Source organism: Luteimonas sp. WGS1318 (assembly GCF_043187535.1).
Taxonomy (GTDB): Bacteria; Pseudomonadota; Gammaproteobacteria; order Xanthomonadales; family Xanthomonadaceae; genus Luteimonas.
Genome location: NZ_CP171131.1, coordinates 264879 through 279793 on the forward strand (window position 1 = coordinate 264879; position 14915 = coordinate 279793).

A 14915-nucleotide genomic window follows, 5' to 3' on the forward strand; every position below is an offset into this window, starting at 1 on the left:
GTCACGCGGGCGACCGGCGCGCGGCGCGGCAGGGCGGAGGAGGCCACGGTTCACCCGGCCGGCGTGGCGGCGGCGATCAGGCGAACGTATGCGGCGGGGCGGCGAACCCGACCGTCAGCGATCCCGCGCCCACGTTGACCATGCCGGTCAGGCTCATCACCGTCTCGAAGCGCTCGACGTTGTGCGCCTCGCAGGCGGCGACCAGCGCGGCATAACCCGGCAGCGCGTGCAGCTGATCGAGCTCGCCGCCGTAGCTCAGGCACAGCGTCGGGGTCAGCAGGCCGGCGCGGACGCGGTCGGCGGCGAAGGTCAGCAGCTTCTCGGCCGCGGGTTCGAAACCGCGGACCTTGCCCACCGGGCCGGTGTCGCCGCGATGGCAGTGCAGGATCGGCTTGATGTCCAGCGCGCCGCCGATCAGTGCGGCGAGCAGGCTCACGCTGCGGTCGCCGCGGTGCTTGATGCGCGCGCGCAGGTAGCCGAGGTCGCGCGGCACCATGTAGGCGTAGCTGCGCTCGGCGAGGAATTCGAGCCGGCTGCGGATCTCCGGCGCGGTCGCGCCCGCATCGCGCAGGCGCACCGCCTCCACCGGCAGGATGCCCTGGCCGGCGAACACCTGCTGCGAATCCACGATGCGCAGCGCGAACGGCGTGGTGTGGCCGGCGGCCGCGCGGATCGGCTTGTACTCGTTGAGGATCGCGAAGCTGGCGTGGGTGGCGTTGTCGTGGATCTGGCTGCGGCTGCGGGTGATCGTCAGGCAGAACACGTAGTCGTAATCGACCACCAGTTCGTCGAGGAACAGCGCCTTGACGCGGTCCGACGGGTAGGCCGCGGTTTCAGCCGTGTGGCCCCGCTCGGCGACGTGGGCGTCGGCGAAGTCGAGCGTGGCGCGCTCGTCGCGCAGGTCCACGAACTGGGTCTCGCCGATGCGCACGGTCACCGGCAACAGCTTGACGTTGTGCGCCTCGAGCCATGCAGGCGGCAGGTCGCATGCCGAGTCCACGACGATTCCGATACGCATGAGGCCCTCCCGAGGCGCGTGCGATGTGCGCCGCCGCGCGCCTGTCCCGGCGTGTCGACGGGCGGAGGGCGCCGTGCCGCCCGCGGACGCACTGTACGCGATCCGTGACGCCGGTCTCCATCCGGCGCCCGGGGGCGCGTCAGGGCGGGGTCGCGCGCGGGCGTTGGCCGGCGCGCTGGGCCGCGAGGAAGGCCCGCATCGAGGCCGGCTTGACCGGCTTGGTCAGCACCCGGTAGCCGCGGATGCGCGCGGCCTGCTTCAGCGTGTCGCTGCCGTCGGCGGTCAGCAGTGCACCGGGCACCTCCGGCGCCATGCCGCGCAGCATGTCCAGCGTGTCGAGGCCGTCGTGGCGGTCGTGCAGGTGGTAGTCGACCAGCAGCACGTCGGGCGCCTCGTCCATGCGCTCGATCGCCTCGTCGATCGTCTTGGCGCACAGCGGCTCGACCCCCCAGCGGCGCAGCAGCGCGCGCATGCCGGCGAGGATGTCGTCGTCGTTGTCGACGCACAGCACGCGGAGGCCGCGCAGCGATTCGTCCTGCAGCGGCGCGGCGGGCGGCGCCACCGGCAGGATGGCCTGCGTGCTGCGCGGCACGGTGATCGAGAACATGCTGCCCTGGCCGACCCGCGAGCGCGCATTGAGCGTGTGCCCGAGCAAGCGCGAGATGCGCTGGCAGATCGACAGGCCCAGGCCGAGCCCGCGGCCGTCCCAGTCGAAGGTCTGCTCGTAGCGGTGGAACTCGTCGTAGATCTGGCTCATGTGGTGCTCGGGAATGCCCGGGCCGGTGTCCCAGACCTGCAACGCGATGGTGTCGCCGCGCCGGCGTGCGGCCAGCACGATGCGCCCGCTGCGGGTGTAGCGCAGCGCATTGGCCAGGAAGTTCTGCAGCACGCGGCGCAGCAGGCGACGGTCGCTGCGCACGGGCGTGGGCGGCACGTGCAGGCGGATTTCGATCTGCCGCGCCTGGGCCATCGGCGCGTACTGGCCGGCGAGCTGGCGCAACAGTTCCGCCGCGTCGAAATCCGTGATCTCGGGCTTGAGCGCGCCGGCGTCGAGGCGCGAGACGTCGAGCAGACCGTCGAGCAGTTCCTCGGCCGCGCGCAGCGAGGTGTCGATGCGCTCGGCGAAGTGCTTCTGGTCGGCGATGTCGTGGCTCTCGCGCAGCGCCGAGGTGAACAGCCGCGCGGCATTGAGCGGCTGCAGCACGTCGTGACTCACCGCGGTGAGGAAGCGCGAGCGCGATTCCTGGGCGACTTCCGCCTCGCGCGTGCGGTCGGTGACGCGTTGTTCCAGGGTCTCGTTGATCTCCAGCAGTTCGCGCTCGGCGCGCTTGTAGTCGGTGACGTCGCTGTAGCTGGTGGCGTAGCCGCCGCCGGGCAGCGGTTGGCCGCGCAGCTCGATGACCTGGCCGTTGCCGAGCACGCGCTCGGAGACGTGCGGCGAACCGGCGCGCATGTAGGCGATGCGCTTGTCGATCTCGGTGTCGATGTCGATGACGTCGCGCGGGCCGAGTTCGCCGCGCTCGGCGTTGTAGCGGATCAGGTCGGCGACCGGACGGCCGACGTAGAGCATGTTGTCCGGATACCCGAACAGGCGCTGGTAGCTGCGGTTCCACGCGACCAGGCGCATCGTGCGGTCGACGACGCTGACGCCGTGATCGATGTTCTCCAGCGTCGACGACAGCACCTCGCGGTTGAAGCGCAGCTCCTGGCCGGCCTCGTCGAGCATCGCCACGACCTCGTCGACCTCCATGCCCGAGCCCTTGAGTGCGCTGGTCATCAGCAGGCGCGCCGACGACGCGCCGACCGCAGCCGCGAGCTGGCGTTCGGTGAACTGCAGCCAGGTGCGGTCGGCAGCGGCGTTGAGCACCAGCGGCCGGTCCACCGTCAGCGCGTAATCATCGAACACGCGCCGCGCGGTGCGGTCGCCGACGATGCGTCCGGTCAGGGTCAGCAGGTCGCCGATGCTGACGTTGCCGTTCCAGTCCTCGGCCGCGAAGGTGCGGCGCTCGGCATAGGGATCGAGGAACGGCGCCGCGCGCAGGCGCTCGTCGAGCGTCGGCCGCCAGCGCGCCGACACCAGAAGCAGCGCGCCGACGTTGAACAGCAGCGACCAGAACGTGCCGTGGGTCAACGGATCCCAGCCGCCGAGCCCGAACAGTGCGCGGGGACGCAGCCAGCCCAGTCCCAGTGGCCCGTCCACCATCCACGCCGGATCGAGCAGGCCGGACTCGGTGAGCTTGGGCAACAGCAGCGTGTAGCCCCAGACGCAGAACCCGATCAGCAGCCCGACCTCCACGCCCCGTCGGCTGGCGCCACGCCAGTACAGGCCGCCGATCAACGCCGGCGCGAACTGGGCCACCGCGACGAAGGCCATCAGCCCGAACGCCGCCAGCGTGGTCTCGTTGCCACTGGTGCGGTAGTAGCCGTAGGCCAGGGCCGCCAGCCCGATGATCGCGCCCCGGCGCACCCACAACACGGTCGAGGCGACGTTGCCGCCATGACGCTCGGCATAGCCGCGGCGCAGCAGCAGCGGCATCACCAGGTCGTTGCTGATCATCGTCGCCAGCGCCACCGACGACACGATGACCATGCCCGTGGCCGCGGAGAACCCGCCGATGTAGGCGAACAGTGCCAGCAGATCGGCGTTGTCGGCCATCGGCAGCGCCAGCACGAAGCTGTCGGGTGCGACCGGTCCCTCGCGGCCGAACAGCGCCACGCCGGCGCTGGCGATCGGCAGCACCATCAGGCAGATGATCACCAGGTATCCGCCGAACAGCCAGCGCGCGCGGCGGATGTCGCGCACGTCGCCGCATTCCACCACCGCGACGTGGAACTGCCGCGGCAGGCAGATGATCGCCGCGAACGCGAGCAGGCACTGCGCGGCGAAGCTCGACGGCGGCGCATGCGCGACCAGGGCGCGGGTCGCGTCCACCAGCGGCAACTCGTTGCGGCCCAGCCACGCGACGGCGAACACGCCGACCGCGACCAGCGCCACCAGCTTGATCAGCGATTCCAGTGCGACCGCCAGCATCATCCCGGGGCGGTGCTCGGTCGCGTCCACGGTGCGTGTGCCGAACAGGATCGCGAACAGCGCCATCAGGGCCGCGACGTAGAACGCGGGATCACCGAACGGGGTGACCGGATCATCGGGCCCGCCGAGCACGCCGAGACTGATCGCCACCGCCTTGTACTGCAGTGCGAGGTAGGGCACCGCTGCGACCAGCGCGATCAGCGCGACCATCGCCGCCAGCCGCTGCGAACGGCCGTAGCGCGAGGCGATGAAGTCGGCGATCGACACCGTGTTCTGCGACTGCGCGATCAGCGCCAGGCGTTCGAGGATGCGCCAGCCGAACAGCAGCAACAGCAGCGGGCCGAGATAGATCGGCAGGTAACCCACGCCCTGGCGCACCGCGGTGCCGACCGCACCGTAGAACGTCCACGACGAGCAGTAGACCGCGAGCGCGAGGCTGTAGACCACCGAGCGCAGCCACGGCCGGTCGGTGTAGAGCGCGCGGCGGTCGCCGTACCAGGCCACGCCGAACAGCAGCGCAGCGTAGCCCAGCGACACCAGAAGCAAGACCCAGCCCGGCAGCATGCCGTTCCCCGCGTTTCGATCCCCGCAGTGTACGGGCGTGCTGCAATCGTGCCCACGCTGCGGGGCCGCGCGCCCCACGCACCGCCCGGGCTCAATCCGGCGCGGTCATGCTCCGGTCCTTGCCTTCGCGCTTGGCGCCGTACATCGCCAGGTCCGCGCGCTTGAGCAGCGATTCGAAGGTCTCGCGCGGCCGCTGCAGCGCGACGCCCGCGCTGAACGTCATCGCGATGCGGGCCTCGTCGTGCAGCACCGGCCGGTGTGCCAGCACCGTGCGCAGGCGGCCCAGCGCGGCCAGTGCATGCGGCACCGTGGTGGCGGGCATCAGGATCACGAACTCCTCGCCGCCGAAGCGGCCGACCACGTCGCTGTCGCGCAGGGTCAGACGTGCGATGTCGGCGAAGTGGCGCAACGCGGCGTCGCCGCCCAGGTGGCCGTGGATCGCGTTGAGGCGGCGGAAGTCGTCGAGATCGGCCAGTGCCATGCACAGCGGGCGGTCGGGACGCGCGCGTTTGGCCTCGCGTTCGAAGGCCTCGTCGAACCCGCGGCGGTTGAGGCAGCCGGTCAGCTCGTCCTCGCGTGCCAGGCCGGCGGCGTCGTTGAGCTTCTCCTCCAGTTGGGAGATCCGCCGCTCGCTCTCTTCCAGCTCGCGGCGTGCGGCCACCAGGTCGTCACGGGCGCGGATCGCCCGCGCCTGGATCCGTCCGGTGTCCTCGAGCACCGCATCGAGCACGCCATTGAACTCGGCGATGCTGCGCGCTTCGCGGATCCGGGTGGCGTGGCCGGCCAGGCGGTCCTGGTACTCGCCGGTGTGCGCGGCCATGCCGTCGAGCCGCTCGACGAAGGTGCCCAGCATCGAGCGCATCGCGGCCTTGGACTCGTCGATGCCCTTCTTCAGCTGGCCCTGGCGGAAGAGCACCTGGCGCAGCCCGGCGCGGGCCTCCTCGACCGTCGTCTTGTCCATCGGCCCGGCCAGCAGGGCGCGGATCTGCCCGATCTGGCCGTGCAGCCAGCTCTTGTCCTCGAGCAGTTCGCCGACGTTCTCCAGCAGCAGGTCGAACAGGCCGATCAGCAGCGAGATCTGCTCCTCGGTGTCCTGGGTGTGCACGCCGACGCGGTGACAGAGGTCGGTCAGGCGGCGGCCGAGCGTTCCCAGGTCGTCGCCCGGGGTCCAGGTGCGGAAGCCCGAGGCCAGCGCGATCGCCTCGTCCGACAGTGCCGGATCGTTGCGCAGCAGCGCGGCCAGCGCCGCGCCGAGGGTGTGCCGCAGCAGGTCGCGCAGGCGCGAGGCGTCGGCGGCGCCCGGGGGCGGGGTGTCGAGCTCCACGTAGCGCACGTATTTGTCGATCAACTGGCGCATCGCGCGCCCGTAGGCCGGCCAGTCGCCGGCCGCGTAGGCCGACTGCAGATAGCGGCCGAGCTGGCCCAGTTCGTCGTGCAGCCCGGCCACGCCGTCGGCGAACGCCGACAGCAGGCGCCCAGGTTCGTCGGCACCGGCGAACAGCGCGACCAGGGCCTCCGAGCCGATCGCGCCGTCGACGCCACGCGCCGTCACGCGCTGGGCGCGGTCGGCGGAGGCGGTCGGGTCGATCGGCTTGGTCATGGGCTCAGACAGTCGGGGCAGGTGTGCACCGATGTGAGCGCCGGACATGGCGGACACGACGGGACATCGCCCTATCGGCCATATCCGGGGCAGCTTGAGCCACGGGCGCGGGCCCGAGGATCCCGGCCGCCTGACGCCCGCGGGGCGCGAACCGGCCGGGCATCGCGGCCGCGATCATCGCCTCAGTACTTCGGCACGCTGCCGTCGACGCTGTCGCTCCAGGCATCGATACCGCCGGCCACGTTGAAGACCTGGGTGAAGCCCTGGTTGCGGAAGTGCTCGGCCGCCTGCTGGCTGCGACCGCCGTGGTGGCACAGGAACGCCAGCGGCGTGTCCTTGGGCAACTGCTGCAGGCGGGTGATGCCGTCGCCGTCGAGCACCTCGAACGGGCGCGCGACGCTGGCGGTGGCGCGCTCCTCCGGCGGACGCACGTCGATCAGGGTCAACGTGCCGGCCGCGAGGCGGTCGTTGGCGTCGGCCGGACTGATGTCCTGGACCGGCTTGGGCGCGTTCGGGTTGTCGATGACCAGCCCGCGACCGCGGATGTCGTCGGCGAAATCGATCGTCATGCCCTCGGCGCGGCGTGCGCCGCCGAGGTCGAACTGCACGTCGATGCCGTCGGCCTGGGCGATGATCGCGCCCGGATTACGCGGCGCCAGCTGCAGGCGCGTGCGGAAGTTCGCATCGATGTCGACCTGCAGCACGTAGTCGCCACCGGCATCGCCCACGGCCTTGGCGACCATCTCGCGCGCGGCGGGGGTGATCGTGATCGACGGCGGGGTGCGGTCGGGCGGGGCGACGCCGAACAGGCCGTGCAGCTCGCCGCTGCCGACCATCTGGTCGATGATGTCGCTGCCGCCGACGAGTTCGCCGTCGACATAGAGCTGCGGGATCGTCGGCCAGTCGCCGTAGGCCTTGATGCCCTCGCGGATCTCGCCGTCCTCGAGCACGTTGACGTGCAGGTAGTCGACGCCGACGGCGTCCATCGCCGCGACGGCCTTGGCCGAGAAGCCGCACTGCGGGGCCAGCGGCGAGCCCTTCATGAACAGCACGGCGCGGTTGCCCTGGAGCAGGGTTTCGATGCGGGTGCGGAGGGCGGGGTCGAGGGACATGGCGGTGTTCCGGTGAGCGTGGAAGGCCGACATGGTAGCGCGGGGGCTGGCTTGCAAGGTTTGCGGGCGTGGGTGTCCGTTGTGTTCCCGGCTTTGCCTGGGCACGTGCAGGGTGTTCGCTCCGGCTCCGGGTTAGGCTCCAGCGCCTGCTTTGGCTTTTGGCTTTGGCTTTGGTGTTGGCTTTGGCTCTTCTGCTGTTGCAGTGTCGAGCCGTAAAGCGAGCCGAGCATCGCAGGGCGGCCGGGCCGAAGAGCAGCCCATGTTTGAGCGTAGCGAGTTTGGGCTGCGTGCCCGGTCGCCCGAGAAGCGCAGGGGCCCGCCGCGGTTGTATCGCGGCGGATCGCGTCCGGCGAAGGGACTTTTTGCTTCCTTTTTGGTCCTTCAAAAAGGGACTCGCACGCGCAAGCGGGCGAAAGCCGTGCACTTGCGTTGCTTCGCTTCGTTCACGGCTGGCGCCCGATTCCAATGCTTCGCGAAGAACAGAGCTTCCGCGCTGTTCGCGCGGCTTACTTTTGTCTTGTCAAAAGTAAGCAAAACCGCCATCGCCGGACGCGAGCCGACGCGGCTGCGCCGCGCCGGTCCCCTGTGCTCCTCGCCTGACGCGGCACGCAGCCCAAACTCGCTTCGCTCAGACATGGGCTGCTCTTCGGCCACGCCAGGCTCCGGTGCTCGGCTCGCTTTACGGCTCGACACGTCAAACGCTGACAGCCACAGCCACAGCCACAGCCCAAGCCAAACCCAAAGCCAAAGCCAAAGCCAAAGCCAAAGCCAAACTCAAAGCCAAAGCCGAAGCCGAAGCCAAAAGGCGAGAGGCGAGAGGCGCAATGCAGAAAAGCAAAGGTGCAGACAACGGGAAGGGTGGGAGAAAAGCAGACCCGCGTCCCGCCCGACGCCGCACATTGTCGCTTTAACGGTAACGCTGCCCGAAATCGCTGCGCTCGGATATGCAGCCTTCGGCCACGTCGGACTCAGATGCTCGGCGCGCTGAATTGCTCGGGAAAGCAAGGGCCGAACACAAAACCCCAAGGCGCTGGCAGCGGCAATGGCCGGAGTCGGGCAAAAATCAATGTCCGGTCATATCGGGAAGCGCGCGGGTCCCGGGCGGCGCATACGCCGGAGCGAATGCGCCGAGGTGCTCTCGATGAAACCGGTGTCGACGCGCCTGTCGATCGGTCGCGTGTTCGACAGCGCGGATCGCCGTGCGTTGACCGCGAAGGCGTCCAGGTCGACGTCGAGATACAGCCGGAGCGGGCAAAGCAGCAGAAGAAGTGAGCAGAAGGGGAACAGACGGGACATGGATGGCCTGGGCCGGCGCCGCCTCTGCAGTCCGGGACTGAGCCGCGCCGGAAGTCGACAACGGCCGCTCAGCGCGTGATCCCGCAGGCGCGCCGGGCAAGAGGCGCGCGAAGCGGTGGCATCATGCGCGCCATGTCGTCGCATCGTCCGCCCCGCCATCCCCATCTCTGGCTGCCGCTGTTGGCGGCGTCGCAGGTCGTGATCGCGCTGCTGTGGGGGTGGCTGGGCTGGCAGGTCGGGCTGCCGTTGCTGCTGGCCAGCCACGCGTTGTGCCTGTGGGGCGTGCTCGCGCCGTCGTCGCGGCTGTACGGGCCCGTGCTGACGCGGCTGCCGGACGACGGGGTGTGGCTGACCATTGACGACGGCCCGTCAGACGACACCCGGGCGGTATTGGACCTGCTCGATGCGCATGGCGCCAAGGCCACGTTCTTTCTCGTCGGTGAACGCGCCGCGGCGCGGCCGGAACTGGTGCGCGAGATCGTCGCGCGTGGCCATGGCATCGGCAATCACAGCCAGACCCATCCGCAGGCGCGCTTCTGGGCGCTGGGGCCGGCGCGGATGCGGCGCGAGATCGACGAGGCCCAGGCCACGCTGACCCGGATCGCCGGGCGTGCGCCCGTGTGGTTCCGCTCGGTTGTCGGCCATACCAATCCGTTCGTGCATGCGCCGTTGCGCGACGCCGGGCTCGCCCGCGTGGGCTGGAGCGCGCGCGGTTTCGACGCGGTGGAAACGGATGTGGAAACGGTCGTCGCGCGGATCGATGCCGACCTCGCGCCCGGCGCGATCGTGCTGCTGCACGAAGGGGCGAAGCACGGCCGCAATCTCGCCATGCTCGACGGCGTGCTGGCCTGCCTGCGCGCGAAGCAGTTGCGCGCGATCATGCCCATGGACGGCCCCGGACAGGCATAGGCCGCGAGCCGTGCCGCCGCCCATGGCGTGCGTTGCCTGCAGGCGCGCGCTGGCGGGCGAACGCCGGGCGGTTTGACACCCGCAGGACTGCGGCAATCGCGGCCAAGGCCGCTCCTACAGGAACAACGGACAGAAGAGTGCACGAACGCGCATCGCGCGTGACCTGTAGGAGCGCGCTCGCGCGCGAACGCGGAGCGGTTTGAAACCCGCAGGACTGCGGCAATCGCGGCCAAGGCCGCTCCTACAGAGGCAACGGACAGGCCATCGCACAAGCGCGCACTGCGCGGCACCTGTAGGAGCGCGCTTGCGCGCGAACGGTAGGCGGTGAAGGTCCGGAGACGTATGGCAATCGGGGCCGAGGCCACGCCTACAGGGACGGCGTACCGGACACCGCACACGCGCATTACGCCCGACCTGCAGGAGCGCGTACCCGTGTCCTTAGAGACGGGTACGCCCGCGCTCGACCCTCAGGCGGTCCGCAGGTACGCCAGCACCGACTGGACGTCGTCGGCTTCGAGCAGCAGTTCGGCCAGCGCATGCTGGCCGGTCGATGCCGCGGTCGCGGCCAGCGCGGCGGCGCACAGCGTTTCGTTCCAGTCCGGGGTCGCGACCAGGCCCGCGAGCAGCGGCAGGCGCGCGAGCGCGGTGACGTAGCCGTCGATCAGCGCGTCGGGAATCTCGGCATCGTGCAGTGCGCGCGCGAGCTCGATGCTCGCGGGCAGCACGAAATGGCTGGGCGTCGCCCGCTCCGGCGCTTCGGCCAGCGCGGCGACGATGTGCGGCACCGCGGCGAACGAGGCCGGATGCACGCGGCCCTCGTCGCACAACGCAGCCCACAGCGAACGCCAGGGTTCGCTCTGCCAGCCGTCCTCGTGCGCGCCGTCGAGCTGGGCCAGCAGCGCGGGAATACCGCGCGCGCTGCCACCGGCGCAGGTGAGCGTGGTCCACGACGGATCGTCCAGCGCCAGCATCGGCGCATCGGGCAGGCCGTCGCGGGCGGTCACGTGCGCTCGCCCACGATCAGCCAGTTGTTGAACGGCGTGTCGCCATACAGCGGGCGGATCGTCGTGCGCAGGCCCGCGCCTTCGAGCTGCGCGCGCAGGCCGTCGGCGGTCGGGTAGCACTTGGCGCGCTCCTGCATCCAGCCGGCGAGGTTGGCGATGCGGTCGGTGATGCGGGTGGTGCGGCTGCGGGTCGAATCGTCGGCCAGGCCGCTGCGGATCACCAGGCGCGCGCCGGGCGTCAGCATCGACAACACGCCGGCGAGCAGTGCGTGCTGGCGTTCGTGCGAGAGGTACTGCAGCACGTCGAGGATCGCCACGCTGCCGCGGTGGTCGGGCATGCCGGCGCCGAGGTCGAGCACGTCGAAACGCACGTCGGCCAGCCCGGTGCGCGCGGCGACCTCGCGGCCGCGGCGGATCTTCGCCGCGTCGATGTCGACGCCGTAGAACGGCAGCGCCTGGCCGTCGGCGCGCAGCGCGTGCGCCAGCAGGCCCAGGCCGCAGCCCAGATCGAGCACCGGCGCGGTGGTCGGGCGCAGCGCCTGCAGCACGCCCGGATACAGCGGGTCGGTGCGCAGCTTGGTCAGCGTGTAGTAGTAGTCGTAGCGGTTGCCGAGCACGTGTTTCGGCAGGAATGCGCGCGCGATGCTGCGGGCGTCCTCGCGCGGAAACGGGCTGGTGGCGAGCGGGGCGGTGTCGTGGGCGGTCGTATTCATGCCCGAGACAATACGGCGCGGGCGACCGGCAGCGCCAGCCGCGTCCACGCCGCATGCAGCGCCGCCGAGGGATGCAGGCCGTCGTCGGCGAGCATGTCGGTCTCGCCGCCACGCGCGCGGCTGACCGGCGCGATGTCGACGAACGCGACGCCGTGCGCGGCGCAGATCGCCGCCGCGGCGGCGTTGTAGGCGTCGAGTTCGCGGGCAATTGCGACAACATCGCGGCCGGAGTGCGCGCCGAACGGGGTCACGCCCCAGTCGGGAATCGCGAGCACGAACACACGCGCCGGGTCACTGCCGGCAAAGCCGATCGCGCGCCTGAGCAGCGCCTCGAACGCGGGCGCGTAGGCCGCGACGTCACGTCCCCGGTACTGGTCGTTGACGCCGATCAGCAGGCTCACCAGGTCGAACGGAGGACGCAGTGCGGCGGCGTCGATCGCCGCGTCGAGTTCGTCGGTGGTCCAGCCGGTGGTCGCGACGATCCGCGGCGCATCGATCGCGATGCCCTCACTGCGCAGCGCGTCGGCCAGGCGCACCGGCCAGCGGGCCTCGGGCGCGATGCCCTCGCCGATCGTGTAGCTGTCGCCGAGCGCGAGGTAATGCGCCGTCATCGTGCGGAACGCGCCTGCCGCGGCGCCAGCGGCACGACCTTGCGCGCATCGCCGATGCGCCGGTCGAGCACGCGTTCGATGCGCGCGAAGACCTCGCGCAGCTGCGCGGGTTCGGGCAGCAGGGTCACGCGGAAATGGTTGCGGTAGGGCACGTTGAAGCTGTTGCCGGGCACCACGAGCACGCCCTCGCTCTCCATCAGGTCCAGTGCGAACGCATGGTCGTCGAAGCCGCCCGCGAATTCTTCGGCGATGCCGGGAAACGCATACAGCGCACCGGCCGGCGTGTTGAGGGTGAGATACCGGCTCGCCGCGCAGGCCTCGACCACGGCGCGTCGTGCCTCGTACAGGCGGCCGCCCGGCTGGCACAGCGGCGTGATCGTGTCGACGCCGCTCAGCGCGGCCTCGATCGCGAACTGGCCCGGCACGTTCGCGCACAGGCGCAGCGCGCCCAGCAGGTCCATCGCGTTGCGGAAATCGCGGCTGCGCGGCTCACTGCCCGACAGCACCGCCCAGCCCACGCGCCAGCCGCAGGCGCGGTGCACCTTCGACAGGCCGCCGAACGACACGCAGGGCACGTCGCCGGCGATCGGCGCGATCGGTTCGAACGGCGCGTCGTCGTAGGTGATGCCGTCGTAGATCTCGTCGCACAGCAGCAGCAGCTCGTGCTTGGCGGCGATCGCGACGATGCGCTCGAGCAGCGCGCGCGGGTACACCGCACCGGTCGGATTGTTCGGGTTGATCAGCACGATCGCGCGCGTGCGCGACGAGACCAGCGCTTCGAGTTCGTCGGGATCGGGCAGGAAGCCGTCGCCGGCCCGGCACTGGTAGAACACCGGGCGACCGTCGTTGAGGATCGTCGCCGCCGACCACAGCGGATAGTCGGGCGAGGGCACCAGCACCTCGTCGCCGGGATTGAGCAGCGCGCGCAGCGCGATGTCGATCAGCTCGCTGACCCCGTTGCCGACGAACACCCGCTCGGCCGACACAGCCTGCGCGCCGCGCGCGGCGTGGTGCGCGGCGATCGCCTCGCGCGCGACCGGCAGGCCCTGCTGGTGGGTGTAGGGATCGGTGGCGTGGATGTGGTCGGCGATCGCGCGCTGCAGATGCTCGGGCGCGCGGAATCCGAACGCACCCGGATTGCCGATGTTGAGCTTGATCAGCGTGCGCCCCTGCGCCTCGAGGTCCCGCGCCCGCCGGGCCAGTTCGCCGCGGATCTCGTAGCGGACTTCGGACAGGCGTTCACGGGTCTTCAGGGGGGCGGACATCGGGGGCGCTCGCGCGGGTCTGTCGCGCGATGCTAGCGGAAAATCCGCGTGGCCACGCCACCGGCAGGCGCGCGCTCGCGTCGCCCGGGACCGCCTGGCGCCGGCGCGCGTGCGCCGATGAGCCCCCGGATGACCGCTGGCCGCGCCGGGCTCGTAGAATCGCGCCCATGACGATCGCCCGCCTCCCTGTTTGAGCCTGCCCGACCCCGCGCTGCGCGCGATCGGCTGGCCCTTCGACGGCGCGCCGTCGGGCGCCTGGGCCGAGACGCTGGCCGCGCATCCCGGCACGCAGCCGATGCGGGTGGTCGAACAGCACCGCTCCGGGTACCTCGTCGCCGGTGCGCCCGGCGAGGCGTTCGCGGTGGAATCGCCGCCCGAATGGCTGCGCCGCAGCGGCTACCGCAAGGGCACGATGGCGCCGGAAGACCGCGCCGCGGTCGGCGACTGGGTGCTGGTGGAAGGCGGCAAGCGCATCGTCGTCATGCTGCCCCGGCGCAGCGCGATCAAGCGCGCAGCCGCAGGCGAGCATTACAAGCAGCAGCTGATCGCCGCCAACATCGACACCGTGCTGGTGGTCTGCGGGCTCGACGCGGACTTCAATCCGCGGCGCATCGAACGGTATCTGCTGCTGGTGCAAGGCGGCGGCACGCCGGTGATCGTGCTGACCAAGGCCGACAAGCCCGAGGCCGACATCGCCGCTGCGGTCGCCGCGTTGACCGAGATCGCAGGCCTCGGCGTCGCCGTGGTGCCCGTGAACGCGCGCGATCCGGAAAGCTCCGCGGTGCTGCACCGCTGGCTCGGCCCCGGCATGACTGCGGTGCTGGTGGGCAGCTCGGGCGCGGGCAAGTCGACATTGACCAACAGCCTGCTCGGCACCGAGCGCATGAAGACCGCCGCGGTGCGCGAGACCGACGACCGCGGCCGGCACACGACCACCTATCGCGCGCTGATTCCGCTGCCGTCGGGCGCCTGCCTGATCGACACGCCCGGCATGCGCGAACTCAAGCCCACCGGCGAGGAAGACCTGGGCGAAGGCGGGTTCGCCGACGTCGAGGCGGTTGCGGCGGAATGCCGCTTCCGCGACTGCACGCACGGCGCCGAGCCGGGCTGCGCGGTGCGCGCGGCGGTCGAGGCCGGCACGCTGTCGCCGGGCCGCGTGGGCAGCTATCTGAAACTGCGTGACGAACTGGCTGGTGCCGCCGGCCAACTGGCCAACCGCATGGCGCACAAGGCCGAGACCGCGCCGGTGCCCGCCAAGCCGGGCGGACGTGCCGCCCCGAAGTCCGGCGGCCGCCCGGGCATCAAACCCGCGCGCCGCGGTTCGGACTGGACCCGCGACGCCTGAGCGTCGTGGCCGACGGGCCACCACCGGGCGCTCCGCAAAGCGCGCACCACCCCTGTAGGAGCGCGCTCGCGCGCGATGCGCGGGCGGCCAGGACGTCGGTCACGCCGGTTCGCGGCCGAGGCCGCTCCTGCACAGGTGCGCAGCGCAAGGTCGGCACAACGCGACAACCCGCGCACACGCAGCAGGCCCCGTAGGAGCGCGCTCGCGCGCGAACGCGGGACGGATGGGACGTCGGTCACGCCGGTTCGCGACCGAGGTCGCTCCTACACAGGTGCGCAACGCAAGGGTCGGCACGACGCGCGACACCGGCGCAGCTGCGGCGACATCTGTAGGAGCGCGCTCGCGCGCGAACGTGGGACGGATGGGGCGTCGGTAACGCCGGTTCGCGGCCGAGGCCGCTCCTACACAGGTGCGCAACGCAAGGGTCGGCACGACGCGACAACCCGC

Annotated in this window: 12 protein-coding genes; 2 read left to right on the forward strand and 10 right to left on the reverse strand. The window is 71.1% G+C overall.

Annotation, left to right across the window (positions count from 1 at the left end):
• Positions 1-76: 76 nt before the first annotated feature.
• From ACF3M1_RS01165 to ACF3M1_RS01190, 6 genes are all read right to left on the reverse strand, one after another.
• The gene (locus ACF3M1_RS01165) at positions 77-1018 is read right to left on the reverse strand and encodes a DegV family protein (RefSeq protein WP_394003138.1); all 942 of its coding nucleotides are present in this window, start codon (positions 1016-1018) and stop codon (positions 77-79) included.
• A 139-nt stretch (positions 1019-1157) separates the two neighbouring features.
• A complete protein-coding gene (locus ACF3M1_RS01170; RefSeq protein ID WP_394003140.1) occupies positions 1158-4613 on the reverse strand; it encodes a NahK/ErcS family hybrid sensor histidine kinase/response regulator in 3456 nt (1151 codons plus the stop codon).
• A gap of 91 nt (positions 4614-4704) precedes the next feature.
• Entirely contained in the window at positions 4705-6213 is a 1509-nt protein-coding gene (locus ACF3M1_RS01175; RefSeq protein WP_394003142.1) for a GGDEF domain-containing protein, read from the reverse strand.
• A gap of 182 nt (positions 6214-6395) precedes the next feature.
• Positions 6396-7325 (reverse strand): Grx4 family monothiol glutaredoxin, encoded by a 930-nt coding sequence (gene grxD, locus ACF3M1_RS01180; RefSeq protein WP_394003144.1) that lies wholly within the window; start codon positions 7323-7325, stop codon positions 6396-6398.
• Between the two features lie 381 nt (positions 7326-7706).
• Positions 7707-7979, reverse strand: coding sequence for a hypothetical protein (locus tag ACF3M1_RS01185; protein ID WP_394003145.1), 273 nt, complete (start codon positions 7977-7979; stop codon positions 7707-7709).
• 420 nt (positions 7980-8399) lie between these two features.
• Positions 8400-8621: a hypothetical protein gene (locus tag ACF3M1_RS01190; protein WP_394003147.1), complete on the reverse strand. Its 222-nt coding sequence runs from the start codon at positions 8619-8621 to the stop codon at positions 8400-8402.
• Between the two features lie 123 nt (positions 8622-8744).
• Between ACF3M1_RS01190 and ACF3M1_RS01195 the strand changes: the two genes are divergently transcribed.
• The gene (locus ACF3M1_RS01195; RefSeq protein ID WP_394005144.1) at positions 8745-9530 is read left to right on the forward strand and encodes a polysaccharide deacetylase family protein; all 786 of its coding nucleotides are present in this window, start codon (positions 8745-8747) and stop codon (positions 9528-9530) included.
• A gap of 467 nt (positions 9531-9997) precedes the next feature.
• Here ACF3M1_RS01195 and ACF3M1_RS01200 read toward each other — a convergent pair whose 3' ends face one another.
• From ACF3M1_RS01200 to ACF3M1_RS01215, 4 genes are read right to left on the reverse strand one after another with little or no spacing between them, the layout of a single operon-like run.
• Positions 9998-10534 (reverse strand): hypothetical protein, encoded by a 537-nt coding sequence (locus tag ACF3M1_RS01200; RefSeq protein WP_394003149.1) that lies wholly within the window; start codon positions 10532-10534, stop codon positions 9998-10000.
• Complete coding sequence (locus ACF3M1_RS01205; RefSeq protein ID WP_394003151.1) at positions 10531-11247, reverse strand: methyltransferase domain-containing protein; 717 nt, start codon at positions 11245-11247, stop codon at positions 10531-10533. Before ACF3M1_RS01205 ends, ACF3M1_RS01200 begins: the two co-directional genes overlap by 4 nt.
• Positions 11244-11858 (reverse strand): SGNH/GDSL hydrolase family protein, encoded by a 615-nt coding sequence (locus ACF3M1_RS01210; protein ID WP_394003153.1) that lies wholly within the window; start codon positions 11856-11858, stop codon positions 11244-11246. Before ACF3M1_RS01210 ends, ACF3M1_RS01205 begins: the two co-directional genes overlap by 4 nt.
• Entirely contained in the window at positions 11855-13123 is a 1269-nt protein-coding gene (locus tag ACF3M1_RS01215; RefSeq protein WP_394003155.1) for an aminotransferase class I/II-fold pyridoxal phosphate-dependent enzyme, read from the reverse strand. The genes ACF3M1_RS01210 and ACF3M1_RS01215 overlap by 4 nt, the downstream gene beginning before the upstream one ends.
• A 190-nt stretch (positions 13124-13313) precedes the next feature.
• On the opposite strand from ACF3M1_RS01215, the gene rsgA reads away from it, so the two are divergent.
• A complete protein-coding gene (rsgA, locus tag ACF3M1_RS01220; protein WP_394003157.1) occupies positions 13314-14468 on the forward strand; it encodes a ribosome small subunit-dependent GTPase A in 1155 nt (384 codons plus the stop codon).
• The last annotated feature ends 447 nt before the right edge of the window (positions 14469-14915 follow it).

Excerpts from the sequence above, each read along its gene's own strand:
- ACF3M1_RS01190 (WP_394003147.1), bottom strand. The coding sequence starts at position 8,621 with ATGTCCCGTCTGTTCCCCTTCTGCTCACTTCTTCTGCTGCTTTGCCCG.
- grxD (WP_394003144.1), bottom strand. The coding sequence starts at position 7,325 with ATGTCCCTCGACCCCGCCCTCCGCACCCGCATCGAAACCCTGCTCCAG.
- ACF3M1_RS01165 (WP_394003138.1), bottom strand. The coding sequence starts at position 1,018 with ATGCGTATCGGAATCGTCGTGGACTCGGCATGCGACCTGCCGCCTGCA.
- ACF3M1_RS01195 (WP_394005144.1), top strand. The coding sequence starts at position 8,745 with ATGCGCGCCATGTCGTCGCATCGTCCGCCCCGCCATCCCCATCTCTGG.
- ACF3M1_RS01175 (WP_394003142.1), bottom strand. The coding sequence starts at position 6,213 with ATGACCAAGCCGATCGACCCGACCGCCTCCGCCGACCGCGCCCAGCGC.
- ACF3M1_RS01205 (WP_394003151.1), bottom strand. The coding sequence starts at position 11,247 with ATGAATACGACCGCCCACGACACCGCCCCGCTCGCCACCAGCCCGTTT.
- ACF3M1_RS01215 (WP_394003155.1), bottom strand. The coding sequence starts at position 13,123 with ATGTCCGCCCCCCTGAAGACCCGTGAACGCCTGTCCGAAGTCCGCTAC.
- ACF3M1_RS01170 (WP_394003140.1), bottom strand. The coding sequence starts at position 4,613 with ATGCTGCCGGGCTGGGTCTTGCTTCTGGTGTCGCTGGGCTACGCTGCG.
- ACF3M1_RS01210 (WP_394003153.1), bottom strand. The coding sequence starts at position 11,858 with ATGACGGCGCATTACCTCGCGCTCGGCGACAGCTACACGATCGGCGAG.